The sequence below is a fragment of the Shewanella halifaxensis HAW-EB4 genome, assembly GCF_000019185.1.
In the GTDB taxonomy this organism is placed as follows: domain Bacteria; phylum Pseudomonadota; class Gammaproteobacteria; order Enterobacterales; family Shewanellaceae; genus Shewanella; species Shewanella halifaxensis.
The window spans coordinates 699,688-726,213 of the sequence record NC_010334.1; the positions used below are offsets into that span (position 1 = coordinate 699,688).

Annotated in this window: 21 protein-coding genes, 2 tRNA genes and 3 rRNA genes; 17 read left to right on the plus strand and 9 right to left on the minus strand. The window is 46.5% G+C overall.

Annotation, left to right across the window (positions count from 1 at the left end; translation table 11 throughout):
• Nucleotides 1-87 precede the first annotated feature (87 nt).
• On the plus strand, nucleotides 88-1,092 hold the full coding sequence (locus SHAL_RS02960) for a substrate-binding domain-containing protein (protein WP_012275712.1): 1,005 nt from the start codon (nucleotides 88-90) through the stop codon (nucleotides 1,090-1,092).
• 156 nt (nucleotides 1,093-1,248) lie between these two features.
• Here the strand turns inward: SHAL_RS02960 and fre are convergent, their stop codons facing one another.
• Together fre and ubiD are read right to left on the minus strand one after the other, a co-directional pair.
• Nucleotides 1,249-1,959 carry an NAD(P)H-flavin reductase gene (fre, locus tag SHAL_RS02965; protein ID WP_012275713.1) on the minus strand — a complete coding sequence of 237 codons (711 nt, stop codon included), beginning with the start codon at nucleotides 1,957-1,959 and terminating at the stop codon, nucleotides 1,249-1,251.
• Between the two features lie 111 nt (nucleotides 1,960-2,070).
• On the minus strand, nucleotides 2,071-3,552 hold the full coding sequence (ubiD, locus tag SHAL_RS02970; protein WP_012275714.1) for a 4-hydroxy-3-polyprenylbenzoate decarboxylase: 1,482 nt from the start codon (nucleotides 3,550-3,552) through the stop codon (nucleotides 2,071-2,073).
• 222 nt (nucleotides 3,553-3,774) lie between these two features.
• Here ubiD and SHAL_RS02975 point away from each other — a divergent pair, with 222 nt between their 5' ends.
• Entirely contained in the window at nucleotides 3,775-4,329 is a 555-nt protein-coding gene (locus tag SHAL_RS02975; protein WP_012275715.1) for a hypothetical protein, read from the plus strand.
• A 332-nt stretch (nucleotides 4,330-4,661) separates the two neighbouring features.
• Here the strand turns inward: SHAL_RS02975 and SHAL_RS02980 are convergent, their stop codons facing one another.
• A complete protein-coding gene (locus SHAL_RS02980; protein ID WP_012275716.1) occupies nucleotides 4,662-5,186 on the minus strand; it encodes a GNAT family N-acetyltransferase in 525 nt (174 codons plus the stop codon).
• Between the two features lie 43 nt (nucleotides 5,187-5,229).
• Nucleotides 5,230-5,721 (minus strand): TlpA disulfide reductase family protein, encoded by a 492-nt coding sequence (locus SHAL_RS02985; RefSeq protein ID WP_041415813.1) that lies wholly within the window; start codon nucleotides 5,719-5,721, stop codon nucleotides 5,230-5,232.
• 546 nt (nucleotides 5,722-6,267) lie between these two features.
• On the opposite strand from SHAL_RS02985, the gene tyrP reads away from it, so the two are divergent.
• The 10 genes from tyrP (at nucleotide 6,268) to SHAL_RS03035 (ending at nucleotide 19,387) form a co-directional block, all read left to right on the plus strand.
• On the plus strand, nucleotides 6,268-7,470 hold the full coding sequence (gene tyrP, locus SHAL_RS02990; protein ID WP_012275718.1) for a tyrosine transporter TyrP: 1,203 nt from the start codon (nucleotides 6,268-6,270) through the stop codon (nucleotides 7,468-7,470).
• Between the two features lie 156 nt (nucleotides 7,471-7,626).
• A tRNA-Ser gene (locus SHAL_RS02995) sits at nucleotides 7,627-7,717 on the plus strand.
• A gap of 341 nt (nucleotides 7,718-8,058) precedes the next feature.
• Nucleotides 8,059-8,149 (plus strand) — tRNA-Ser (locus SHAL_RS03000).
• Nucleotides 8,150-8,173: 24 nt separating this feature from the next.
• Nucleotides 8,174-8,527 (plus strand): hypothetical protein, encoded by a 354-nt coding sequence (locus SHAL_RS03005; protein ID WP_041415815.1) that lies wholly within the window; start codon nucleotides 8,174-8,176, stop codon nucleotides 8,525-8,527.
• Nucleotides 8,528-8,815: 288 nt separating this feature from the next.
• Nucleotides 8,816-10,159: an NADP-specific glutamate dehydrogenase gene (gene gdhA, locus SHAL_RS03010; RefSeq protein ID WP_012275719.1), complete on the plus strand. Its 1,344-nt coding sequence runs from the start codon at nucleotides 8,816-8,818 to the stop codon at nucleotides 10,157-10,159.
• A gap of 895 nt (nucleotides 10,160-11,054) precedes the next feature.
• Nucleotides 11,055-12,597: ribosomal RNA gene (locus SHAL_RS03015) — 16S ribosomal RNA — on the plus strand.
• Between the two features lie 329 nt (nucleotides 12,598-12,926).
• A 23S ribosomal RNA gene (locus SHAL_RS03020) occupies nucleotides 12,927-15,820 on the plus strand.
• A gap of 184 nt (nucleotides 15,821-16,004) precedes the next feature.
• Nucleotides 16,005-16,120: ribosomal RNA gene (rrf, locus tag SHAL_RS03025) — 5S ribosomal RNA — on the plus strand.
• Together the 16S, 23S and 5S rRNA genes form the textbook arrangement of a ribosomal RNA operon.
• 897 nt (nucleotides 16,121-17,017) lie before the next feature.
• Nucleotides 17,018-18,106, plus strand: coding sequence for a linear amide C-N hydrolase (locus tag SHAL_RS03030; protein WP_041415816.1), 1,089 nt, complete (start codon nucleotides 17,018-17,020; stop codon nucleotides 18,104-18,106).
• Between the two features lie 654 nt (nucleotides 18,107-18,760).
• Nucleotides 18,761-19,387 carry a DsbA family protein gene (locus SHAL_RS03035; protein ID WP_012275721.1) on the plus strand — a complete coding sequence of 209 codons (627 nt, stop codon included), beginning with the start codon at nucleotides 18,761-18,763 and terminating at the stop codon, nucleotides 19,385-19,387.
• 3 nt (nucleotides 19,388-19,390) lie between these two features.
• On the opposite strand, the gene SHAL_RS03040 is transcribed toward SHAL_RS03035, so the two are convergent.
• From SHAL_RS03040 to arfB, 5 genes are all read right to left on the minus strand, one after another.
• Nucleotides 19,391-19,744 (minus strand): hypothetical protein, encoded by a 354-nt coding sequence (locus tag SHAL_RS03040; RefSeq protein ID WP_150102050.1) that lies wholly within the window; start codon nucleotides 19,742-19,744, stop codon nucleotides 19,391-19,393.
• Nucleotides 19,745-19,891: 147 nt separating this feature from the next.
• Nucleotides 19,892-20,554, minus strand: a complete 663-nt coding sequence (locus SHAL_RS03045) for an SDR family NAD(P)-dependent oxidoreductase (RefSeq protein ID WP_012275723.1) — start codon at nucleotides 20,552-20,554, stop codon at nucleotides 19,892-19,894.
• 55 nt (nucleotides 20,555-20,609) lie between these two features.
• Nucleotides 20,610-21,056 carry an acetyl-CoA carboxylase biotin carboxyl carrier protein gene (gene accB, locus SHAL_RS03050; RefSeq protein ID WP_012275724.1) on the minus strand — a complete coding sequence of 149 codons (447 nt, stop codon included), beginning with the start codon at nucleotides 21,054-21,056 and terminating at the stop codon, nucleotides 20,610-20,612.
• Between the two features lie 9 nt (nucleotides 21,057-21,065).
• Nucleotides 21,066-21,521 carry a type II 3-dehydroquinate dehydratase gene (aroQ, locus tag SHAL_RS03055; protein ID WP_012275725.1) on the minus strand — a complete coding sequence of 152 codons (456 nt, stop codon included), beginning with the start codon at nucleotides 21,519-21,521 and terminating at the stop codon, nucleotides 21,066-21,068.
• Nucleotides 21,522-21,670: 149 nt separating this feature from the next.
• Nucleotides 21,671-22,093: an alternative ribosome rescue aminoacyl-tRNA hydrolase ArfB gene (gene arfB / locus SHAL_RS03060; RefSeq protein ID WP_012275726.1), complete on the minus strand. Its 423-nt coding sequence runs from the start codon at nucleotides 22,091-22,093 to the stop codon at nucleotides 21,671-21,673.
• A 182-nt stretch (nucleotides 22,094-22,275) separates the two neighbouring features.
• On the opposite strand from arfB, the gene SHAL_RS03065 reads away from it, so the two are divergent.
• From SHAL_RS03065 to SHAL_RS03085, 5 genes are all read left to right on the plus strand, one after another.
• Nucleotides 22,276-22,647: a SpoIIAA family protein gene (locus tag SHAL_RS03065; RefSeq protein WP_012275727.1), complete on the plus strand. Its 372-nt coding sequence runs from the start codon at nucleotides 22,276-22,278 to the stop codon at nucleotides 22,645-22,647.
• 73 nt (nucleotides 22,648-22,720) lie between these two features.
• Entirely contained in the window at nucleotides 22,721-22,897 is a 177-nt protein-coding gene (locus SHAL_RS22485; protein WP_012275728.1) for a DUF3012 domain-containing protein, read from the plus strand.
• A gap of 188 nt (nucleotides 22,898-23,085) precedes the next feature.
• Nucleotides 23,086-23,490: a hypothetical protein gene (locus tag SHAL_RS03075; RefSeq protein ID WP_012275729.1), complete on the plus strand. Its 405-nt coding sequence runs from the start codon at nucleotides 23,086-23,088 to the stop codon at nucleotides 23,488-23,490.
• 287 nt (nucleotides 23,491-23,777) lie between these two features.
• Nucleotides 23,778-25,097 carry a TolC family protein gene (locus tag SHAL_RS03080; protein WP_012275730.1) on the plus strand — a complete coding sequence of 440 codons (1,320 nt, stop codon included), beginning with the start codon at nucleotides 23,778-23,780 and terminating at the stop codon, nucleotides 25,095-25,097.
• A 10-nt stretch (nucleotides 25,098-25,107) separates the two neighbouring features.
• Complete coding sequence (locus SHAL_RS03085) at nucleotides 25,108-26,520, plus strand: efflux RND transporter periplasmic adaptor subunit (protein WP_012275731.1); 1,413 nt, start codon at nucleotides 25,108-25,110, stop codon at nucleotides 26,518-26,520.
• Nucleotides 26,521-26,526 lie beyond the last annotated feature (6 nt).

A 26,526-nucleotide genomic window follows, 5' to 3' on the forward strand; every position in this document is an offset into this window, starting at 1 on the left:
ATCGCACTAGATAGCAGTGAATACTGTTATTGAGAGAGTTATTAATACCGCTTTTAACATAGTGATTCAGATAGGAAGTTAACCCCCATGGCCACCATGAAAGATGTTGCCAAACTTGCCAGCGTATCCACATCTACGGTGAGTCATGTGATGAATGCTACCCGCTTTGTGAGTGAGGATATTGCCAAGCGGGTGCAAGCGGCTGCGCAGCAACTGAACTATCACGGTCCATCGGCGGTGGCCCGCAGCCTTAAACAGAACTGCACCAAAACCATCGGCATGTTGGTGACCACCTCGACCAACCCCTTCTATGCTGAGGTGGTTCGTAGTGTTGAGCAGGCGTGTTACCAGCAGGGTTACAACCTTATTCTGTGTAATACCGAAGGTGATGCCCAGCGCTTAAAACGTTCATTAACGACGTTAATTGAGCGCCGTGTCGACGGTTTAATCATGATGTGCGCCATGTTAGAAGGCGAGGATGCACTAATCTATCGCCGTCTAGACTCGCTACCTGTAGTGGTGATGGATTGGGGGCAGGTGGATTTTCCTTGTGACAAAATTCAGGGCCACTCCCGCCAAGGTGGCATACTGGCGACTCAATATCTGATTGATAACGGGCATACTCAAATCGGCTGTATTACCGGGCCACGTAATCGTCAGCAGGCCGATCTGCGCTATCAGGGCTTTGTCGATGCGATGCAAGCGGCTAATCTACCGATTAACCCTGATTGGGTGGTTGAAGGGAACTTTGAAACCGAGGGCGGTAAGGCGGCGTTTGCTAAGCTACAAGCGGTGGGTAGCTTACCGACAGCACTTTTTGTGTGTAATGACATGATGGCGATTGGTGTATTACATGAAGCGCAGCGCACTGGGGTGCAGATCCCCGAGCAGTTATCGGTTATCGGTTACGATAATATTCAATTAGCTAAATTTATGACCCCAGCGCTTACCAGTATTCATCAGTCGAAAGCACGCTTAGGTGCGGCGGCGGTGCATGCCTTGATTGCCAGACTGCAAGATCCAAACCTGCCACCACAATTTATGGATATTGAGCCTAGAGTGACGGTGCGCGCCAGCGTGAGTCAAAGGTAAAAAATAGAGTTTAGAAGAAAGAGTTTGAAGAAAGAATGTGGAAAATAGTTAAGTAGGATAAATCGCGAGTGAATCATAGCTAATGACTCACTCGCCTATAGCAACTGAATAGGCTAATACAGATAAGCTAATACCGATAAGCTAATACCGATAAGCTTACTTAATAAACGCGAACGCATCGCCGTACAGGTGGTCTTCGTCAACGCCCATAGTGCGGAACACTTCACGCGCTGCGCCAACCATATCGAAACGACCCGCTATATAGATGTCATAGCCGCTTAGGTTATCAAAATCATTCTTAATCTGCTCTAGAAGGTTAGCTTCTTTGCCTTTCCAGTCGGCAGTGGCTTCTTCTATTACAGGTACAAAGTGTAGCCATGGGTGCGCTTCATGCCACTGGCGCGCAATGGTTTCAAAGTACATCGCTTCTTGATTACGACAGCCCCAATATAGGGTGGTTTCTATCTCTTGGCCTAAAGCAATCTTCTGCTCAACGATACTCTTGATATAAGAGAACCCTGTGCCGCCAGCAATCAGTAGGCGAGGGCGTAGGCTGTCTGCTCGTAGGTGAGCATCGCCGCCAGGCACTTCAACCTCGATATTGCTGCCAGAGGTTAAGCATTCTTTGAGACGCTCAACCACTTGCATAGGATAACTCTCACTCACGGCTGCACCGATATGTAGCTCAATATGCTCAGCATCTGGCGCAGAGGCGATAGAGAATGGACGTTTGTCTTTCTCGCCCATGACGACACAAAGGTATTGACCAGCTTTAAAGTCAAATGGGGTACTCGGCTTTAAAATCACCTGATATACGGCATTATTAAACGGCGCTACTTTTTCAATCGTACAGCTAATGGTGTTCATCTTTATTCCTTGATGCGCTTCTCTGTGGAAGCTTATTCAATATTAAATTTTTAGCCTGCGAACTTACAGCAGGCTATTTAAAGTTTAGCGAATGTTGATCGCTAAAAATTCCTACAGCGTCGGTGCATCATCGATACCGAGATCATTCCAGATAGCATCGACTTTCTGTTTAACAGCTTCATCCATTACAATGGGAGTGCCCCATTCGCGGTCGGTTTCACCTTGCCACTTGTTCGTGGCGTCCATCCCCATTTTCGAGCCTAGACCCGCAACTGGCGAGGCAAAATCGAGATAATCGATAGGGGTATTTTCAATCATCACGGTATCGCGCTTGGGATCCATACGGGTAGTAATCGCCCAGATCACATCGTTCCAGTCACGGCAATTGACATCTTCGTCGACCACCACAATAAACTTGGTGTACATAAACTGGCGTAGGAATGACCATGCGCCCATCATCACACGTTTGGCGTGCCCTGGGTATTGCTTACGAATCGAGATCACCGCCATACGATACGAGCAACCTTCTGGTGGCAGGTAAAAGTCGATAATTTCAGGATACTGTTTACGCAAAATCGGCACGAACACCTCGTTCAGTGCCACACCTAGCATGGCTGGCTCATCTGGTGGACGGCCGGTGTAGGTGCTGTGGTAAATCGCGTCTTTTCTGTGAGTCATATGAGTCACGGTAAACACTGGGAATGAGTCGGTTTCGTTGTAGTAACCTGTGTGATCGCCGTAAGGGCCTTCTTCTGCCATCTCTTCGGGATCGATATAACCTTCTAAGATTATTTCGCTGGTGGCAGGGACCTCTAAGTCACAGCTTAAGGCTTTACAGACTTCGGTGCGCTCACCGCGCAATAGGCCCGCGAAAGCATATTCGCTCATGGCATCGGGGACTGGAGTCACTGCGCCTAAAATGGTCACAGGATCGGCGCCTAATGCCACGACCACAGGGTAACGCTCACCCGGATGTTTCTCTTTAAAATCTTTAAAGTCTAATGCACCGCCACGATGATCTAGCCAGCGCATAATCAGCTTATCTTTGCCAAGCAGTTGCTGGCGATAAATGCCCAAGTTCTGACGTTTTTGGCGTGGCCCCTTGGTGATGGTGAGTCCCCAAGTGACTAGCGGCGCAACATCGCCAGGCCAGCAGTGCTGAATTGGCAGCTTGGTCAAGTCGACCTCTTCGCCAGTTTTGACGACCTGTTGGCAAGGTGGATTACGTACCGTCTTTGGCGGCATATTTAAGGCTTGCTTAAACATTGGGATCTTAGCTATGGCATCTTTAAAGCCGCTAGGCGGCTCGGGCTCTTTTAGAAAAGCGAGTAGTTCACCCACATCGCGCAGCGCGATAGGATCTTCTTTACCTAATGCCATCGCCACCCGTTTTGGGGTGCCAAAAAGATTGGCCAGTACCGGCATGTCGTTGCCGACTGGATTTTCAAATAACAGAGCCGGCCCCTTGGCACGCAATACACGATCGGCAATCTCTGTCATTTCCAAATGAGGATCGACGGGATGACTAATGCGCTTAAGCTCACCATTGGTTTCTAAGTGGTCTATAAAGCTGCGTAAATCCTTAAAACTCATAGGGGAATTCTCATCGCTATAAACTGTGATATGGCGCGAACTATAGCACTATTTCCAACGTGCGTTAAACGCTTGTTCATCAATGTAGAACATCGTAAATATTTAGCGATTACTGAACTCGAGTTTGTTATCAGCCTGTATTTTGAACTGACATTGGCGTATGAGGTTATTAAGCGTAAGATTAACTAATAGGTAATGACTGATTTATCGAGGAGGATGACTATGCCTATGAGCATGATTACCGTTAAATGGAGTCAGAGCTTCCTTTTCGTCTTCGGCGTATCGGGCGCTGCTGCTGTCGAGCCACCGAGTCAGTTTGCTAACCAACAACATCGATACCTTTTTGCCAATTCATCGGCTCACAATAACGTGAGCGTAGGAGTGGGCTGGAGTAATTACGATTACCGCGATCCTTGGCGCTGGAATGTCGGGGTATCTAACAGTTGGTACGGCTATCCTTATCGCAGTGGTTATTACAGACCCGGTTGGCGACCTGGCTATAGCTGGGGGGTAGGCTCTCGTTGGCGCTATCCATATAGTTACAACAATCGTTATTACTCGCCTTATCGCTACGACAGACCCACCTATAAAGCGCCGGAGCCTAAAGTCATTGCCCCACCAGAGCGGGTGACAACCAGTGTTAGCTATGCAACTGGCCTTAATCGGCTACCCGAAAATGCGCGGGTTATTCAAAGAGATGGGCGCACAATATATGAGTGGCAAGGCACTGAGTATGTATTTGATTGGAAAACTAAAACCTATCAAAAAATAAACTGATCCCTGATAGTGTAGACCGTTTTATCAGTCGAATAATCTTGCTACCCTTCACCAAGATAAAATAGTTAACACAGGGAAGAATGTCTCATGAGCTGGAGGCAATTTATAATTGAGTTGCCCATGCGGTGGATTATGAGGTGGGTAAGGCCGAAGCGATTCAATATATCGAGCTGTGGTTTAAGCTGATAGAGCACCTTAATGGCTTAACTCCCTCGTATTACAGGCCAGTGCCCCCTCGATTCAACAGCGGATCAGTTAATAGGAGTAACGGGCTCCGTTAAATACTCATTTTGACGGAGCAGGCATTGACGCGACTAACATTGATGAGAATGTTAGCTTTTTGACTTCAGATACATATCGTAGCGAATGACCGTAAAGCCCATATCTTGAAATTTCTTATTAAATGTCATCCCAAGCTTTAGTAGTACATTAATAGAGGCGAGATTTTCTTCAACCACATCGCCAACGATATAGTCTAAATCCAAATGATCTTTGGCGTATTCAATACATGCCTGATTGGCTTCCGTTGCATAGCCTTTGCCCCAGTGTTCTGGTGCAAAACGATAGCCTATATCAGTTTCATTGATGCGGTAATCATTTTTAAAACCACAAAACCCAATGACGCTGTTGGTCTCTTTTAAAACCACAGCCCAGCGTGCATAGCCAAATTGCAGGTATTCGGTAAGCCAAATGTCGCGAATGATGCGTTCGGCATCGGCGAGTGACTGCACCACGCCGGCATCGCCTGTATAGCGGTTGACTCTCTCGTCGGCGTTGAAATCGTAGACCGCTTGTATGTCATCGAGATTAAACTCCCTAATAATTAACCGCGCTGTTTTAGTTATGAGCTTACTCATGAGCTATCCTTGTCTAATATTTAATCTCTAATGCCAATCGCTATCACCATACGACTTCTATGATTGGGTTTTCTGTTTCACCAATAATGGTTTTAACCACTTTATTATCAGCATCTAATAAGATCAATCTTGGAATGCCTGCATTGGCAAATTGTGAATAGATCTGTCTATCGGTATCGGCCACCAGTGGGAAATTGAGCTCATATTCAGCGCCGAACTTGTTCAACTCGATATTAGTTTCTTCACGGCCAATACCTATGATGTCGACATTTGGACTTAGGTGAAGATCGGATTTAACTAAATACTTCATAGCTCGCTGTGAGTCTGGACACCAAGTGGCAAATAGAATTAACAGCTTATGGTTTTTTGACTCGGCTAAATCAATGCTATTACCCTGAGTATCGACGAACTGTGTGACGGGAACATTATCGCCAACTTTTACATAGGTGTGGTATTCCGGTTGGCTTTCGGTCGTGGCACAGCCTGTTATTGTCAGCATTAATAGACTGGCTAAAACTAGTTTAAGGGTTTTCATTGGCATCCATTTTTTTAATTGGTGTAAGCGCGATTGAACATATAGCCTTGCTATACCTACAAGATTATTATCTTTTTTAAATGTCTTAGTCATTCATAAAAGAGCAAACAAATGTAACTCACAAGATCAGCTCTGTTAAATTAACAGAGCTGTGATCGAATGTATAAGCTTGGGTTGAAACAGCATGTAACTGACTATTTGATATTTTAGCTTTGTATCGATGGTAGCTTTATTAAAGCGCGTTGCGTCGGCTTTTAACAAAAAATCGCCAATGATTGTTGACAGTCGAACAATGACCCCCTATCTTGGAGCCTTACCTATTATACTGTTAGTTAACTCTTTGATTAACAATGCTTACTAAGGATTATCACGTGTTGATAACACAGAACAAGGCTTATTACTATCTATAGCCACAATGGCGTAGATAGAGGTTATTCACTTCCCCTCATGTTTTAAATCACTCCATTGTGGCAATTCCATCTTTCGGAAGCTGGCCACCATCAAAGCCTGTTCCGAGCACTTTATCGTTAATTTGGAACACCATAAATGAACAAAAGTAAAATCTTCGGCAGTATGCTGATTATTGCGGGTACCACAATCGGTGCCGGTATGTTGGCATTACCTCTCGCAGCATCGGGTCTTGGCTTTGGCATGGCGAGCATTATCATGCTCTTGATTTGGTCTTTGATGACCTATACCGCACTGCTTATGATTGAAGTGCATCAACATGCGCCAGTCGATGCCACGCTGCACACGCTGGCACACAAACTATTGGGTCGTAAAGGACAAGTCATAGCAAGCTTTGCAATGATGTTTCTCTTCTACGCATTATGTGCTGCTTATATTGCCGGTGGCGGTGAGCAGATCCACAGTAAATTAACCAACTGGTTTGGACTCGAGCTGCCGATGCAAGCTGGCGCAATTATCTTTACCTTGCTAATCGGTACCGTTGTGGCCATAGGCACTCGTTCGGTCGATATGATTAATCGAAGCCTGTTCTCGCTTAAGCTTATCGCGTTAGTGGTGATGTTGTTTCTGTTACTGCCCCATGTTTCTGTCGAGAATTTAGTCGCTTTACCTGTACATCAAGGCTTGGTATTTGCCTCTCTGCCAGTGATATTCACCTCTTTTGGCTTTCACGGCTCTATTCCATCAGTGGTGCGCTACTTAGGTAAAGATACCAAGGCGCTGCGCTGGATCATTGTCGTGGGCTCTGCATTGCCGCTAATGATATATGTGTTATGGATGTTAGCCAGCCAAGGGGTATTGCCTCAGCAAGATCTAATGGCTAGCCAAAGTCTGAATGGCTTTATTGGTTCTCTGAGCCGAATGCTAGAAAACCCTATGATTGCTAATGCGGTATCTATCTTTGCCGATCTAGCGTTAGCGACATCATTCCTTGGGGTGAGTTTAGGCCTGTTCGACTTTATCGGTGACTTACTAAAGCGTAGCACTAAGGCTAGTCACAGAGTGCAGGTAGGCTTAGTGACTTTCTTACCGCCACTGGGTTTTGCATTGTTCTACCCTCAAGGTTTTATCACTGCACTGGGCTATGCGGCTTTTGCTTTAGTGATTTTGGCAGTGTTTTTGCCAGTCGCTATGGTTAGCGCACAGCGTAAGCAAGCAGGCTTGCAAGGGTATCGAGTGAAAGGCGGCAACTTGGGTTTGATCGCGGCAACATTAGCTGGTGTATTGATCATTAGCGTCCAGCTTATGCAGATTTTTAATCTGTTGCCTGCGGTAGGTTGATAGGTTACAAATTTATAAAAGACACTTATCTTGCTGAGTAATTGACTGAAAAATAGCTGATTAAGCAATATTTTGCCTTGTTGGTTGTTTTTTTAGTCATTCGGTTCGAGTTGGACTTTACATTGACGTCGAGTATCCCTATTATCAGCGTCGTTCGGAGGGATGGCAGAGTGGTCGAATGCACCGGTCTTGAAAACCGGCATGGGTTTATAGCCCATCTAGGGTTCAAATCCCTATCCCTCCGCCACATTCAAGATGAAGGGCTACTCAAAAGAGTAGCCCTTTTTCGTTTCGAGTATAAAGCTGATTAGAACCCTAGTGTTCCTGTTTCTAACGTTAGTTTAAAGCCAGCTATCCCTGCGCCACATTTAGAGAGAGGGCTTCCATTCTTTTAATAGAGAGCGGAAGCCCTTTTTCGTTTGCGGAGTAGGAATAACAAACCCTAGAGGCTTGTTGTTCGAAATTGGCTATCTACCATTAGTTTTGGGTGATTTTTCAGCAGAATGTAGGGGCTTTTCGCATTATTAGCCATTTGAATCAAATTTGGCTTTACATTGGCATCGAGTATCCCTATTATCTGCGGCGTTCGGAGGGATGGCAGAGTGGTCGAATGCACCGGTCTTGAAAACCGGCATGGGTTTATAGCCCATCTAGGGTTCAAATCCCTATCCCTCCGCCACATTTAGAGAAAGGGCTTCCAGTAATGGAAGCCCTTTTTCGTTTCGGATATAAAGCAGATCAGAACCCTAGGGTTCCTGTTTCTAACGTTAGTTTAAAAGTCAGCTACCCCAACGCCATACATAGAAAAGCCCGCTATTTTATAGCGGGCTTTTTGCTCTTTGTGATTTATAAAAAGAACCTTAGTGTTCCTGTTTTTAAAGTTTGCTCAAAGTCAGCTATCCGGGCACTACATTTAGAGAAAGGGCTTCCACTCTTGTTTGTAAAGAGTGGAGCCCATTTTCATTTGGATAAAATTCTCCGTAAAGTCATCGTGAGAGCTAGAGCGAAGGCGCACCTGTTATCACTGGAAAACTCAATTTGGGTAACAGGTTTGTAGACCTTTTAAATCTTCGGAGGTGACACCAGTATTACTCAGGGATACATCAACTTGCATTGTATGGAAATTATTGATGATTTCTCATTTAAGTGGCTAGTTTATTGAGGAATTAATTACGCAGGGGTAGAATGATCGATTTTCTTGAGGTAACACGCAAGATTCGTAAAGTCTTGTATTCATTAACCATCAATTCCTGATATAAACCTTTCTACACAATAAACTGCGGGTTTACCTAGCGTAATCCAAGCAGTAGCAATCTCAATTCTTTGTATACCCTGGAGCACCAAAATGAGCTGCGATCTGACTCTTGATAGTTTTCTTTCTACTGTTGCTGAGCGTAACCCTAACCAGCCTGAGTTTTTGCAAGCGGTTAAAGAAGTACTCACTTCTATCTGGCCTTTTGTTGCAGCGCATCCTGAATATTTGGATGCAGGGATTTTAGAACGTCTGGTTGAGCCGGAGCGTCTGATCCAATTCCGTGTTTCTTGGGTTGATGATCAAGGTAAAGTCCAGGTAAACCGTGCTTTTAGGATCCAGCACAACTCTGCTATTGGTCCTTTCAAAGGCGGCATGCGTTTCCACCCTTCTGTTAACCAGTCAGTACTTAAGTTCTTGGCTTTCGAGCAAACCTTTAAGAACGCCTTAACGACCTTGCCTATGGGCGGCGGTAAAGGCGGTAGCGATTTCGACCCTAAAGGAAAGAGCGATGGCGAAGTTATGCGCTTCTGTCAGGCGTTAATGTTTGAACTGCATCGTCATTTAGGTGCTGATACCGACGTTCCTGCTGGTGATATCGGTGTGGGCGCCCGCGAAGTGGGCTACATGACCGGTATGATGAAAAAGCTGACTAACAGCGCTGAATGTGTGTTTACCGGTAAGGGACTAACATTTGGTGGTAGTTTGATCCGCCCTGAAGCGACTGGCTATGGTCTACTGTATTTTGTTGAAGCGATGCTAAAAGCAAAAGGTGAAACCTTAGAAGGTAAAACTGTCACTGTTTCTGGCTCGGGCAACGTGGCGCAATATGCTATCGAAAAAGCGATGGAGATGGGCGGTAAGGTAATTACGGCTTCAGATTCTAGTGGTGTGGTATTTGATCCAGAAGGCTTTACCCCTGAGAAGCTTGCTAAATTAATGGAAGTTAAAAACGATCGCCGCGGACGTGTTGCTGATTACGCCTATGAGAATGGGTTAGAGTATGTGACAGGCGGAACGCCATGGCAGTTTGCTGCAGAAGTTGCTCTACCTTGTGCGACTCAAAACGAGCTAGATAGCGAGCATGCCAAGATGCTAATCGCTAACGGTGTACAGATGGTTGCCGAGGGCGCGAATATGCCAAGCACGGCTGAAGCTATCGCGTTAATGCATGAAGCTAAAGTGCTGTTTGCACCGGGCAAGGCGGCTAACGCGGGTGGCGTTGCGACATCAGGTCTAGAGATGAGCCAAAATGCGCTGCGTTTAAGTTGGAGCCGTGATGAAGTGGATATGCGTTTACGTGATATCATGTACTCTATTCATGCCACCTGTGAGCAGTATGGCCGTGAAGGTACACACATCAACTATGAGTTGGGTGCTAACGTTGCGGGATTCGTAAAAGTAGCCGACGCCATGAAAGCGCAAGGCGTTTACTAAATCGTTAGTATGTTTTTAAAGGGCCTTAGGGCCCTTTTTTGTTTTCGGCGCTAAACTATCTTTTAGGCGGTGGCTATCATCAGCTTAGCTCTGCCTGAAGTCGAAATACGACACTCATTATGCAATAGATATACGGCAACAGGTAAATAGTAGCTTTTATATGGTAACTGAACGAGCTGCTATCTATGTCATGCTCATCTGCACCCTCTATTCTGCACCCTCTATATAGTAGAGATGAAGTATATCTACTATTCTTTCCGTTGCTGTAACTCGGATACCTCCAATCCATATGATTGTTATCTGGTATGAGTTGACGATAAAAACGGGGCTTTAAGCCCCTTTTTTGTACGTATCGTTTGATAACTATGCATTTGATTCGAATATTCTAATTTTATTAATAATGCCCCTTGCGCTGATCCCGAAACTCCCTATAATGCGACCCCACTGACACGGTGAAGCAGGCAACTAGCCTAGCAGATCGAGTTAGAGAGATTAACTTCTACGGAAATTAATCTCAGGTGACAATCGCTTTAAGGGCTTCGGGTTTTGATGGTTTTTCGCAATAGCGATTAACAAATCAGCGCTTGAAAAACTTCTTAAAATAAGCGCTTGACGCCGCCACTGGAGAGTGTAGAATACGCCTCCTCAAGCCAACGACCTAGCGTCTTAGGCTGCTAACTGAAAGACTTGTTCTTAATAGGATTAGCACCGCTCTTTAACAATATGACAAGCAAATCTGTGTGGACACTCACAGAGATTAAGTTATTCGAAATTGCCTCTCACGAGGCAATCAAAAAATTACTTAATGAATGAGTGTTCATAGCAATATGTAATACAGAATTCGTTGAGCCGCTGATTTAGCCTTACTTGTAAGGTGGAAGAAGCAAAAAAACTTTAATTGAAGAGTTTGATCATGGCTCAGATTGAACGCTGGCGGCAGGCCTAACACATGCAAGTCGAGCGGTAACACAAGGGAGCTTGCTCCTGAGGTGACGAGCGGCGGACGGGTGAGTAATGCCTAGGTATCTGCCCAGTCGAGGGGGATAACAGTTGGAAACGACTGCTAATACCGCATACGCCCTACGGGGGAAAGGAGGGGACCTTCGGGCCTTCCGCGATTGGATGAACCTAGGTGGGATTAGCTAGTTGGTGGGGTAATGGCTCACCAAGGCGACGATCCCTAGCTGGTCTGAGAGGATGATCAGCCACACTGGAACTGAGACACGGTCCAGACTCCTACGGGAGGCAGCAGTGGGGAATATTGCACAATGGGCGAAAGCCTGATGCAGCCATGCCGCGTGTGTGAAGAAGGCCTTCGGGTTGTAAAGCACTTTCAGCGAGGAGGAAAGCTCAAGCGTTAATAGCGTTTGGGTGTGACGTTACTCGCAGAAGAAGCACCGGCTAACTTCGTGCCAGCAGCCGCGGTAATACGAGGGGTGCAAGCGTTAATCGGAATTACTGGGCGTAAAGCGTACGCAGGCGGTTTGTTAAGCAAGATGTGAAAGCCCCGGGCTCAACCTGGGAACTGCATTTTGAACTGGCAAACTAGAGTCTTGTAGAGGGGGGTAGAATTTCAGGTGTAGCGGTGAAATGCGTAGAGATCTGAAGGAATACCGGTGGCGAAGGCGGCCCCCTGGACAAAGACTGACGCTCAGGTACGAAAGCGTGGGGAGCAAACAGGATTAGATACCCTGGTAGTCCACGCCGTAAACGATGTCTACTCGGAGTTTGGTGTCTTGAACACTGGGCTCTCAAGCTAACGCATTAAGTAGACCGCCTGGGGAGTACGGCCGCAAGGTTAAAACTCAAATGAATTGACGGGGGCCCGCACAAGCGGTGGAGCATGTGGTTTAATTCGATGCAACGCGAAGAACCTTACCTACTCTTGACATCCAGAGAATTCGCTAGAGATAGCTTAGTGCCTTCGGGAACTCTGAGACAGGTGCTGCATGGCTGTCGTCAGCTCGTGTTGTGAAATGTTGGGTTAAGTCCCGCAACGAGCGCAACCCTTATCCTTATTTGCCAGCACGTAATGGTGGGAACTTTAGGGAGACTGCCGGTGATAAACCGGAGGAAGGTGGGGACGACGTCAAGTCATCATGGCCCTTACGAGTAGGGCTACACACGTGCTACAATGGTCGGTACAGAGGGTTGCGAAGCCGCGAGGTGGAGCTAATCTCACAAAGCCGGTCGTAGTCCGGATCGGAGTCTGCAACTCGACTCCGTGAAGTCGGAATCGCTAGTAATCGTAGATCAGAATGCTACGGTGAATACGTTCCCGGGCCTTGTACACACCGCCCGTCACACCATGGGAGTGGGCTGCACCAGAAGTAGATAGCTTAACCTTCGGGAGGGCGTTTACCACGGTGTGGTTCATGACTGGGGTGAAGTCGTAACAAGGTAGCCCTAGGGGAACCTGGGGCTGGATCACCTCCTTACCTATACGACTAACTTGATAGTTGTTGAGTGTTCACACAGATTGCTTGTTTGTCTCGAAAGAGGCGAGCGACAAAATATCCTACTTCACGTAGTTGATATCGTTCTTTAAAAATTTGGAAAGCTGATAGTAATAATCTTTAAGATTATTGCGAAATTAAAAAATTGAGTTCTAAAACACTTAACATTAAGTGTCTTGGCTTGTTGTTTAACGACTTCAAGTAAAAAATTCTAATTTTGGCGAAAGTAGAAACCATTAGTTACGATACGGCTGTTTTATCTACCCTGATAAAACAACGGATAATCTCATAGAGACTTATTTGGGTTGTATGGTTAAGTGACTAAGCGTATATGGTGGATGCCTTGGCAGTCAGAGGCGATGAAGGACGTAGTAACTTGCGAAAAGCGTTGGCGAGCTAGTAACAAGCATTTGAGCTAACGATGTCCGAATGGGGAAACCCACTAGCATAAGCTAGTATCATTAACTGAATACATAGGTTAATGAGGCGAACCCGGGGAACTGAAACATCTAAGTACCCGGAGGAAAAGAAATCAACCGAGATTCCCCTAGTAGCGGCGAGCGAACGGGGATTAGCCCTTAAGCGTAGAGGGTGTTAGTGGAATGTGTTGGAAAGCACAGCGGCACAGGGTGATAGCCCCGTACATGAAAACTAACTTTACGTGAAAACGAGTAGGACGGGACACGTGACATCCTGTTTGAACATGGGGGGACCATCCTCCAAGGCTAAATACTCCTGACTGACCGATAGTGAACCAGTACCGTGAGGGAAAGGCGAAAAGAACCCCTGTGAGGGGAGTGAAATAGAACCTGAAACCGTATACGTACAAGCAGTGGGAGCGGTTCTTGAGACCGTGACTGCGTACCTTTTGTATAATGGGTCAGCGACTTACATTTTGTAGCAAGGTTAAGCGAATAGCGGAGCCGTAGGGAAACCGAGTGTTAACTGCGCGTTTAGTTGCAAGGTGTAGACCCGAAACCCGGTGATCTAGCCATGGGCAGGTTGAAGATTGAGTAACATCAATTGGAGGACCGAACACACGTATGTTGAAAAATGCGGTGATGACTTGTGGCTGGGGGTGAAAGGCCAATCAAACCGGGAGATATCTGGTTCTCCTCGAAAGCTATTTAGGTAGCGCCTCGTACGAATACCATTGGGGGTAGAGCACTGTTAAGGCTAGGGGGTCATCCCGACTTACCAACCCTTTGCAAACTCCGAATACCAATGAGTACTATACGGGAGACACACGGCGGGTGCTAACGTCCGTCGTGAAAAGGGAAACAACCCAGACCATCAGCTAAGGTCCCAAAGTTATTGCTAAGTGGGAAACGATGTGGGAAGGCTTAGACAGCTAGGATGTTGGCTTAGAAGCAGCCATCATTTAAAGAAAGCGTAATAGCTCACTAGTCGAGTCGGCCTGCGCGGAAGATTTAACGGGGCTAAGCAATACACCGAAGCTATGGGTACTAGACTTGTTCTAGTGCGGTAGAGGAGCGTTCTGTAAGCCGTTGAAGGTGAAGGGGTAACCCACACTGGAGGTATCAGAAGTGCGAATGCTGACATGAGTAACGATAAAGGGGGTGAAAAACCTCCTCGCCGAAAGACCAAGGGTTCCTGTCCAACGTTAATCGGGGCAGGGTGAGTCGACCCCTAAGGCGAGGCCGAAAGGCGTAGTCGATGGGAAACGGGTTAATATTCCCGTACTTCTGCTAACTGCGATGGAGAGACGGAGAAGGCTAGGCTAGCGCGGCGTTGGTTGTCCGCGTTTAAGGTTGTAGGCTGTACACTTAGGCAAATCCGGGTGTACTTAAGGCTGAGAACTGATGACGAGGTCCTAAGGGACTGAAGTAGTTGATGCCATGCTTCCAGGAAAATCTTCTAAGCTTCAGGTTAGTAGGAATCGTACCCCAAACCGACACAGGTGGTCGGGTAGAGAATACCAAGGCGCTTGAGAGAACTCGGCTGAAGGAACTAGGCAAAATGGTACCGTAACTTCGGGAGAAGGTACGCTCTTAGTGGTGATGGGACTTGCTCCCTAAGCTGCCGAGAGTCGCAGATACCAGGTGGCTGCAACTGTTTATCAAAAACACAGTACTGTGCAAACTCGCAAGAGGAAGTATACGGTATGACGCCTGCCCGGTGCCGGAAGGTTAATTGATTGGGTTATCTTCGGAGAAGCTCATGATCGAAGCCCCGGTAAACGGCGGCCGTAACTATAACGGTCCTAAGGTAGCGAAATTCCTTGTCGGGTAAGTTCCGACCTGCACGAATGGCGTAATGATGGCCACGCTGTCTCCAGCCGAGACTCAGTGAAGTTGAAATTGCGGTGAAGATGCCGTATACCCGCGGCTAGACGGAAAGACCCCGTGAACCTTTACTATAGCTTGGCACTGAACATTGAACCTACATGTGTAGGATAGGTGGGAGACTTTGAAGCTTCGTCGCTAGATGGAGTGGAGTCAATCTTGAAATACCACCCTTGTAGTTTTGATGTTCTAACCGCGGCCCCTGAATCGGGGTTCGGGACAGTGCCTGGTGGGTAGTTTGACTGGGGCGGTCTCCTCCCAAAGAGTAACGGAGGAGCACGAAGGTTGGCTAAGTACGGTCGGACATCGTACGGTTAGTGCAATGGCATAAGCCAGCTTAACTGCGAGACATACACGTCGAGCAGGTACGAAAGTAGGTCATAGTGATCCGGTGGTTCTGTATGGAAGGGCCATCGCTCAACGGATAAAAGGTACTCCGGGGATAACAGGCTGATACCGCCCAAGAGTTCATATCGACGGCGGTGTTTGGCACCTCGATGTCGGCTCATCACATCCTGGGGCTGAAGTCGGTCCCAAGGGTATGGCTGTTCGCCATTTAAAGTGGTACGCGAGCTGGGTTCAGAACGTCGTGAGACAGTTCGGTCCCTATCTGCCGTGGGCGTTGGATGATTGAAGGAAGCTGCTCCTAGTACGAGAGGACCGGAGTGGACGAACCGCTGGTGTTCGGGTTGTTATGCCAATAGCATTGCCCGGTAGCTACGTTCGGAATCGATAACCGCTGAAAGCATCTAAGCGGGAAGCGAGTCCTAAGATGAGTCATCCCTAGGAATTTAATTCCTCTAAAGAGCCGTTCGAGACTAGGACGTTGATAGGCAAGGTGTGTAAGCGTTGTGAGGCGTTGAGCTAACTTGTACTAATGACTCGTGAGGCTTAACCATACAACCCTAATGGGTTTTATGAGTTAACTATGTTTCTTGTAGAAACCAGAATTAGAATTAAGCACTTAATGTAGTGTGGTCATAAAATTGCTCCTGCATTTATGACACAAAGTACATCCATGTACTTGAACCCAATTTTTAAGACTTGCATAGCGAGTCCAGCTTTCTAAATTTACCAAATTTGTCTGGAAACCATAGAGCTGTGGCACCACCTGAATCCATTCCGAACTCAGAAGTGAAACGCAGTATCGCCGATGGTAGTGTGGGGTCTCCCCATGTGAGAGTAGGTCATTTCCAGGCGCCTATTTAAGTCGAAAAGCCACCTGCATAAGGTGGCTTTTTTGCGTTTGGGTTTTATAAGCCTCCAACGTTGCTTTCCATAGCCAATTTCAATGTAGGCAGGTGGTTTTTCACTTAAGCACGTACGTGCAATGCCTACTCCCGATGTCGACCCGCCGCTGAGCGGGGTCCCCGGCTACGAAGACAAGCTTCTCCGCGTTCAAGCAAGGCTGAATACTGCGTATTCAAAACGCCCTACTTTCACCCCCATGTGTTTGCTGCGCGAACCGATTCGGTCATTTCCAGGCGCCACTTTTATTTCACTTTAGTAAAAGTGAAGACAAAACAGGATTCTCGAAAGAGAATCGATAAAGCCCGTTGCTAACGCAATGGGCTTTTTAGTATAAGCGCTTGGCTAAACAATTTAGGTTGTTTATAGCACTCGCTATATCCTATACCAATTGCATTAAATATTTAATCAATTCAGAAGCGCTCAAGCTTTTCAATTCAATGCGCATGGACGACAGAATGGTTATTCCCTTGTGAGTCGATGCAAAGCAGAAGTGGAATGCTTGAGCGCTTCCCACTGGGTGGCTTTCAAAGCACTGCATGCTGCGCCGGAAACTCTTGATATAGAATAACTATTAGCTTCAAGTTCCCAACTTGCCTTCAGCGCTTTGAATTCCCACTGAATGAACAGATACTTAATGCAATTGGTATAAACTATCAATGATAAGTGCAGACGCATGACGTCCCGATATCAATGGCAAATGCAATGTGATGGGGTTGACTTAAGATTTTGTCATTTTTGCTTTTCGGGTGTACCTTAACTTGTCGGATAGCAATCGTTCAAATAGGATTGGTTTTAGCTATCTTCTTTTGGCTTAGATGAATACCAACCGGTATAAGATTGAAATCATGAAAAAATCACTACTCGCTTTACTTCTAACCTCTGCTTTCAGTTATCACGCAAGTGCCTGTACTGGCATTACCCTATCAACCACAGACAATGATCAGGTTCAGGCTCGCACCATAGAGTGGGGCCATAGTGATCTCAACAGCAAGCTTGTTATCTCGCCTCGTAATCACCAATACACTTCGACTATGCCCGATCAGCAGCAAGGTCTCACCTGGAAGAGTCAATATGGCTTTGCTGGGATCTCGGTGAGTGACGATCGCTTTATTGCCGAGGGAATTAACGAGAAAGGACTGACTGCCGGGTTATTCTATTTTCGCAACTATGGCTCTCTGGCCAAGTATGACCCTAAGCAGACAGCAAACAACATTACCGATATGGACTTTGTGCGTTGGATGTTAACCCAGTTTGAAACCGTTGCCGAGGTCGAGGCGGCATTAGATAAAATTAAGATTGTCACCGTTTATTTTGATCAGCAAGGTAACGCCTCGCCGACGGCGCACTGGCGCGTGTCTGATAAGCAGGGCAATAGCATTGTGATTGAAATCATGGATCACGGCAAAATCAATATTCATAAGAACACGGCTAAGGTGCTAACCAACTCGCCAGATTACAACTGGCAGGTGACCAACCTTAATAATTATATCAATCTGCATCCTGGGATCAGCCCACCTCAGAAGATTAATGGTGTAGAGGCACAATCTTTTGGTGTTGGCTCTAACTTTGTTGGTTTACCGGGAGATATTTCACCGCCATCGCGATTCGTGCGTGCAGCGTTTTACGTGAATACTGCGCCTAAGTTGAATACTGCCGAACAAGCGGTTTCACAGGCGTTCCATATCTTAAATAACTTCGATATTCCCATTGGCAGTGAGTTTAACGATAAGTCTCATATCCCAGAGCTGCCCAGTGCAACGCAGTGGACCTCGGTTATCGATCAGAGTCATGGGTTACTGTTCTATAAGACCATGCATGACAGCACGATTAAGCGAGTCGATCTGAAGCAGTTAGATTTTACCGTTAAGCAGGAACGTAAACAGAAGTTAGACAGTGGTAAGTTTAGCTATCAAGAGGTAGGCGTAAGCAATTAATTATCGCGCTTGTCCCCACTTGATAAGAAGCCCTGACATAAATGCCAGGGCTTCTTGGTTTCTTGCTAATTATTTATAGCCTTTGTTAGCTACAGAGTAATCGTAAAAGAGTAATCGTAAACTCAGTTTGCCTGGTTTTAGGTAGACCCACAGTCTGATATGAAGAGTACGAATAAGAGACATAACCTAAACTAGTTTTGGTTTTGACTATCGAGAAGGCGCGCATACAGATCCTTTAAAACGAAAAAAAGTTTAGCCGATGATGAAGGGGGGGACTCGAAGGGGCTGCAAAGTCTTAGGCATTATTATTTGCTGACTGAATTTAATAGTTCAGGTCGAGTATTTCCTTAGAGGCAAATTTCGCGGGATTATACAAAGGGGCGACTACAAATAAATCATCGGTTTATCTTTAGTTTGATAATGTTAACCACGACGCAGAATTAGCATGAGTTCATCAAAAGTCTAGATGCGTTTTGCGTGTCAGCAATGTGATGACCCATTATTGAAAGGTTTGTAATAAGCGCATTAGGCTTTTATGGCGATAGGTTTTATTGATATTTCAAGAGATATGGTTGGAATGGTCTGAATGGCTAGACATTTTTATCTAGCTAGGTAGTCTAGGAGTCCTCAAATGGACTGGGGAAATATCATTTAATGAACTTAGCGATTCTGTATTATGTTTACGATCCTATGTGTAGCTGGTGCTGGGCTTATAGGCCAGCTTGGTTGGTGTTACAATCAAAGTTGCAAGCAGCTTATCCAGATCTCAATATTGAATATCGATTAGGGGGCTTAGCGCCCGATAGTGATGAGCCCATGCCCGAAGATATGCAGCAATTTTTGCAGCAAACTTGGAATAAAATTGCTTTGCAGTTAGGTACTGAGTTTAACTTTGACTTTTGGAAGAAATGTCAGCCACGTCGCTCTACTTATTCAGCTTGTCGCGCCGCTTTACTGGCTAGGGAGTCAGGCCTTGAGCAAGAGATGTTGCTCGCGATCCAGCGTGCCTACTATTTAGAGGCAAGGAACCCGTCTGATAGTGCTACGTTAATTGAGTTAGCTAAAGGTTTGGGACTTGATAGTCAGCAGTTTGCAACGACGTTGATGAGTGAAGAAAGTAAGGTGAAGCTAGAAGAAGAGATAAGCCGAACAAGGCACCTGCCTATTCAAGGTATCCCCTCATTAGTGTTATTAGTAAATGGTGAGTTTTACGTGATCGAAGTTGATTACCAAGACCCTCAGAGCAGTTATCAACAAATCGGCTCGTTGCTCAGTGAATAAGGGCTATTCGACACATTTTACTTTGGCGTCTCTGTTTACGGTGAGTTTCAGTACTTTCATATATTGGTCGTGAGTGACATAGCCGCACCGACCATTGATATGTTTTCCCGATGATAAACGGATGCGGTAAGCATAGTCTCCGTCAGCTTGTTCTGTGCTGTGGTGAATGCGCGCACTCTGTGAAGGGCCGATATTATCAAACACTAAGTTATTGCTCGGCAGGCTGACTTCGACTCGAGTGAGTAGCTGCCCAGACTGATTAATGACTTTTACACTGGGCATAATAAACAGATAGGCGTGATAGCCGATAAATAGGCATAAAACTGAAAAAGCCAGCATGAGTAGGCAAGTTCGCATTCATTCTCCTTGATTAGGAACACTGCCAGTCTCTAGGCGGCATCAGAAACGCTAAGTTGTAAGTATAGAAAACGCGACAGCTATTTCATTTTATTTAGCGTCCTTATCCTTCATCCTTCTCTATATCACTCTCTTAAAATTGCTTTCTTAGCCACGGGCGATAGTGAGGTCGCTAATATAGCCGTGCTCGGTACTCTGTAGTGCCTGTTTTAGCATACTCGCTGCTTCGTCTGCAGTCATAAAGCTGGCGGTGTTTGCGCTTTTACCGCTGGTGGGCCAAAAATCGGTGGCCATGCCTCCAGGATAAACTGCAATTAATTTCATTGGACTATTTTTTAGTTCTAATCGTACGGATTCGACTAAGCCTTTTACTGCCCATTTTGCTGCGCAGTAGGTCGATTCTTCAGCTTTCGCCGTGAGTGCAGCTGTCGACATAACAATCACCACCGTCACGCATTGATCTTTATAACGTTTAACCGCTTCCCGTAGTAAAAAAATTGCCGAGGTGACGTTGTTATTGAGCAGCTGCTGAATTGCCTGTGGAGACTGGGTTTCGATAGGACCAAAATAGCCACTGCCTGCACTATGGATAATCAGTGATGGCGAAGTGGCTAGACTATCGAATAGGGCTGCTACGGCATCTGCATCGCAAAGGTCGGTAACTTGAGTCTGGCAAGATTGGCAAACTTCTGTAGCGACTAATTGTAAACGCTCGCTATTGCGACCACTGATGCAAATTGGACTTTCTTTGCCATACTGCTTGGCGAGCGCTGCGCCTAATCCGCTGCTGGCACCGGTAATGAGTATCATAGTGGTCCTTACTCTTTGCTAAATGGTTTGCTGATGTTGTTTTTATTAAGTGAGGTTATTCAATCTCGAGAATCGCTTGCTCAAAATCTACCTGCTGGCCATCTTCGACTAAAATAGCACTGATCACGCCTGATTTATCGGCAGTGATACGGTTACTCATGGTCATGGCTTCGATAATGCACACGACCTCTCCAATCGTAACGTTTTGACCTAGAGTACAAAGAGGCACTTGGCTGGCTTTGTCGTTTAAATAAACCCTTCCTACCATAGGTGATAATAGTCTATGCGCCTCGTTATCATCAGCATTATCTGAGCTTGTTGGGTGCGGTATTGCTGCCGCAACACTACTCGCTGGAGCGAGAAAAGTCTGAGTATTTACCGGCATTGGCACTGGGCTGTGACGACAGATGCGCACCGACTCTTCACCCTCTTTAATTTCAAGTTCTGCAATATCAGATTCTTGCACTAGCTCGATAAGCTTCTTGATCTTACGAATATCCATGGATTGTAGTTAACCTTGTTTTTCTGCAGCGTGAATGCGAGCAATCGCTGCTTGTAGTGCGAACTGATAACCTTGAGCACCTAAACCGCAGATCACCCCAATAGCTTTATCGGAAAAGTAGGAGTGATGACGGAAAGGCTCGCGGCTGTGCACGTTGGAAAGGTGCACTTCAATGAATGGAATCGCAACGCCAAGTAATGCATCTCTAAGGGCGACACTGGTATGGGTAAAGGCTGCCGGATTGATAATCACCATATCGGCGTCACTGTTGTGAATGGCTTCAATAAGCAGATGCTCGGCGTTAGATTGAATATGATCTAACTGTATACCAGCCTGAGTCGCACTTTGCTTAAGGTCATCGACAATCTGCTCAAGAGTATGATGGCCGTAATGCCCAGGTTCACGACGTCCGAGTAAGTTTAAGTTAGGACCATTAACTAATAGGATCTTGGGTTGGCTGCTCATGAATATTCCCTTGCAATACGCGGTAAATGTGCGCTGAGTGTGTATGCGCTTATAGCGTTGATTTCAACAAAAAATCAGCTGCTTGTCGAACATTGTAGAGCGAAAGGTGAAAATTGTGAGTATTTCTCATATCGAGTACGAGTGATGCGCTAAAAATTGGACTTATTTTGCCTAAGCGCTTTAGTCGCCCCTTTTTGTTTTTTTGTATCGACACGGCGACGTTGGCTACCTTTAGTTGGCTTGGTGGCGATACGTTTCTTCTGCACGGCACTTACGCTCGCAACCAGTGCAATAAACTGTTCAAGTGCCGTTTGGCGATTAAAATCTTGGCTGCGGCTCTGTTGGCACTTGATGATGATTTTGCCACTTTTTGTAATACGGTGATCGGCTTTGGCGAGTAAACGCTGCTGGTAATACTCGGGTAGAGAGGAGCTTTTGATATCAAAGATCAGCTGCGCTGCCGTCGATACTTTATTGAGATGCTGGCCACCTGCGCCACTGGAGCGGATGAATTGCCACTCGAGTTCGCTGTCTTGAATCGATACTGAGTTTGATATTTTTATTGCTGCCAAAAATTCACATCCACTATTGCGAGTGTGTTTTGAAATTCTGTTCACACTCGGTCTTAGATTGCCTTAGGTCAATATTAACAGACTTTTAGCCAGAATAAGGTGATGATCCACTTTTCCTTCGCGGCGGGTTTGCTATTATCAAGCAATAATTAAGTCGCTATTGATAATTACGGAGCCGATGTATGCTGTGTAAGATCCCTGATATTGCTAAGGGTGTGATCAGTTTATTTGCCAGTGGCCGCCTATCTACAGAAGATTACGGTCAGATCATGCAACCATTGATTGAGAGTTATCGCGATTCAAGCGGTAAGATCTGTATCTACGTAGAAGCCGATGTTTTGCTAGAGGGCTGGCAACAGCAATCGTTAGCAGGAAGCGGTGAGGTGCAACTACCTAACTTTGACGCCCTAGTGCTTGTGGGGGGGCCCGATTGGTTTGGTAACGCAGTAAGATTGATGGGACCGTTCATGCAAGGTGAGGTGGCTTGGTATCCCCTAGAGCAGAAAGCGCTAGCCGTAGAATGGATTGCCGCGCGTACCGACCTGTGTGATTAATTTAGATTAAATTTTGGTATCATTAGCCAAGATTGCTTTTTAATGTCGCGAATAAATATAGAAGGATTTACAAATGTCTTTATCTAAACTGTCAGGACTGTCGTTGGTTTGCGCACTTGTTTTCGGCCTTAGTGCGTGCGCGCCAGAGGTTGGCAGCGAAGCTTGGTGTAAGCAGATGAAAGAAAAGCCATCAGGCGATTGGACGGCTAATGAAGCCGCTGATTATGCAAAGCATTGTGTATTTAAGTAAATATCAATAGCTTAGTCGACTCGTATTAAAATGAGAGCGAGTTCACTAAGAGTGAGATAATAGCTTGTTCTTAGTGAACTTTACGTTATGATGCGGGTCATATTGGTTAGAATGTGTTAACACCAAGATTTTAAAACTAAATTTATAGGTGCGGCTTGCGTTTATTTACCCCTCAATCTCTATATAGAATGGCAGCTCTGCTGATTGCCGTTGTACTCCTGCAGTTTGCAGGCGGCAACATCGGCGCGCACCAGTTGCATCTAGGAGATCACGAGGAGGAAAGTTCGTCGCATCCACATCTGCAGTTTACCGCCGAGGTTATCACCTTGAGCGAGTGCGTCGACTGTACCTGTTCACTGGATCCGCAAACGAGTGTGAGTGTCGATGAGCAAGCGCACGACCATACCGTTAGTAAAACCGAGTCTAAAAATTTCGACCTTTGCTTAGACTGCCCTTGTCATGGCGGTTATGCGACCACTATGTCATTTGTTGCTATGGTGCCATCAGTGCCCGTGAGTGATGAACTCAACAGCATCGATGCCCTGTATCTACCACCAGAACAACGTCCTGATTACCGCCCTCCAATCGTTTAGCCCTATCGGGGTTGAAGTTCGGTTTGGTGGTTGCTCACCTATGCCTCAGTGGCTCAAATAGCCTGACTTCCTCTTCGCTAAATCTTTATCAAAAAACTGTGTGATTTTCGCTGTGATTGGCTGACTGAATGCTATTCATGTTTGCTCGCTAAGCAGTGAACTTCATACCGACCTAATATCGATTTACACCCGAGCAATAGTCATTCAGCACTAAATTGAGCCAGTAGCAATATCTAGGCTCATGGATAGCTGTATCAATTGATATTGCCGGGTTGATAGGATCCGCGATGAAAAAAACGATAATCGCTAGCTTGTTGTTAGGCCTTTTTGCAGGCTCAGCAACAGTAGCTCAAGCCGTTGCAGGTGAGGCTATTCATAGTCTGGCAGTTGCTCAGGCTCAGGTTGGCGCTAGCGCAAGCCAAGCTGGTCAGTTTAGTGACTGGCTTCCTCAAGTGATGCAACGCTTTAACAGCTTGCCTGAAGTGCAAGCTCAAGAAGCGCGCCGTCAGCAGGCACAGATGAGCATTGAGGCGGCTGACAAAGCTGTTTATAACCCAGAGCTAGGGCTGGGTTACCAAAATGCCACAGAAGATACCTACAGCTTAGATATCAGCCAGACTATCGACTGGGGTGATAAGCGCGGCGTGGCAACGCGTATCGCTCAATTAGAGAGTGAAATCTTGCTATCTAATATCGTGCTTGAGCGTAACCAGATGTTGGCCGAGAGACTATTAGCATTAACCAGTCAGAGTCAGGCGCGCAAGGCGCTTGAGTTTCAGCGCCAACAGTTTGAAATTGCTAAGGCTCAGTTAGATATCGCTCGCCAGCGTACCGAGGTGGGTGATATGTCTCAGGTTGAGCTACAACTTATGCAGCTCGATGTAGCCAGCAATGCCGCCGATTATGCATTAGCAGAACAAGCCTCTATCGCCGCAGACGGCGCGGTGTTAGCCCTGTTTGGGGAGTTTGACCTACCGTTCGAGGATTTCGTTAACGCATTGTCGCTGCAGGCGAGTCATATCCAAGTCTCTCCGGAGCTACCCGCACTTAAGAGTGCTTACCAGCAAGTGTTGGTAGCCAAGGTGAGCACAGAGCAAGCTAAAGCAGACAGTAGCGCCGACCCAAGTATTAGCCTTAGCGCAGAGCGTGAAGGCGATGAGAATAAGTTTGGCGTCGGTGTATCGATTCCGCTACAGATCCGAAATAACTACAGTGAGGCGATTGCCGTCGCTAATCAAGGCGTGGTGATAGCTGAGCAAACTTATCTTGCGGCTGAGCGTATCTTGCTGCAGCAGCAGAAACAATTTTCGTTAAGCCTTCCAAGATTAACCCAACGCTACCAAGACTGGAGTGAGTTAGTACTGACCTCAGGTTCAAAGGCCGCAAGCTCACTGTCTCAACAGTGGCAGGCCGGAGATATCAATACTAGCGACTACCTACAGAGCCAAAGGCAGATGAGCAGCAGCTATTTAGCAGGCTTAACGCTCGAATCAGCCCTTTATGAAAATTGGCTCAACTGGATGGGAGCAAGTGGGCAATTGGAAGGCTATCTCAATAGCCAGTTATCGACTCAGGGCGCTGCATCAGCCTCTGTTCAAGTGAATTAAGGCTTTGATTATGAAAACGAACAATAAAAAAATGGTACACACAATGATGGTTACTAACGGCACTGAAAAATCTCGCTTATTCGATCTTAATGCGATCACTCGCGCCATGAGCTTTGGCTTCTTAATGAGCCTAACTACGGCATTTGTGCTACCTACGCTTGCCACTGCAGGTGATGGCCATGATCACGGAGCTGAAGAGGTGGTGTTGGTTCAAGTGCAAGGCGATAGTCATGACCATGCAGCAGAAGAGACGGCCCATGATGATAGCCACGACCATAATGCCAAAGAAGCGAGTGCCCATGAAGATAGCCATGATCATGATGCCGAAGAGGTAAAAGCTAAAGATGACGGTCACGGTCATGATGAAGCAGAGAAGAAAGATGATGGTCACGGACACGGCGCAGAAGAAGCCGAGGAAGATGTTCACGGTATCGAGCTGACGGCTGCGCAGTTAGCCTTGGCAAAGATTGAAGTGGCTCAGCTTAGCGAGCAGACATTCAGCCTAGAAGATGTAGCGACAGCAACCATAGTGGTAGATAGAGATAGAACCGTCACCATTGCGCCTCAGGTCGATGTACGAGTGTTGAAAAGAAACGTGGTTCCGGGTCAAGAGGTGAATAAAGGCGACATACTACTCACCCTAGGTGGCGTTGCAGTTGCTCAGGCGCAAGCCGATTATATCAATGCCGCTGCTGAGTGGAGTCGTGTGAAGCGTATGAGCACCAGTGCTGTTAGTGCTAGCCGTCGTTTAATGGCGCAAGTGGATGCAGAGCTTAAGCGTGCAACCCTAGAAGCGATGAAGATGACGCCTGCGCAGATCAAGGCACTGGCTAATGCACCGGAAACTATCGGTAGCTATCAGTTAATTGCACCTATCAGCGGTCGTGTTCAGCAAGATATCGCACTATTAGGTCAAATCGTACCAGCAGGTACGGCGCTGATGCAGCTAACCGATGAATCACATCTTTGGGTTGAAGCCGAGTTGACGCCAACTCAAGCTGAGAAAGTCAGCATCGGTAGCAAAACCGTGGTTAAAGTCGGTGACAAGAGCATGGAAGGCACCATTATCGGCCGTTCACATGAGCTTGATAGCGTGACGCGTACCGAGCAGATCTTAGTGGCGTTTGAAAACGCAGGCCATGTGCTACACGCGGGCCAATTTGCTGAATTGTACCTACCGGATGCATCGAAAGGCGGTGTGATCCTACCGGATTCGGCACTGACTCGTAGCAGCGATGGTCATTGGCAGGTATTTATCGAAGGCGCTGAGGGTTTCGAAGCGTTAGAGATTGAAGTGGTTGAGCGCCAGCGAGGCATGAACCTAGTTCGTGGCTTGGAAAAAGATGCTCAGGTTGTTGTATCTGGGGCATTTTTCCTTGCCTCTGAACAGGCTAAATCTGGTTTCGATATCCACAACCACTAAGAGGCT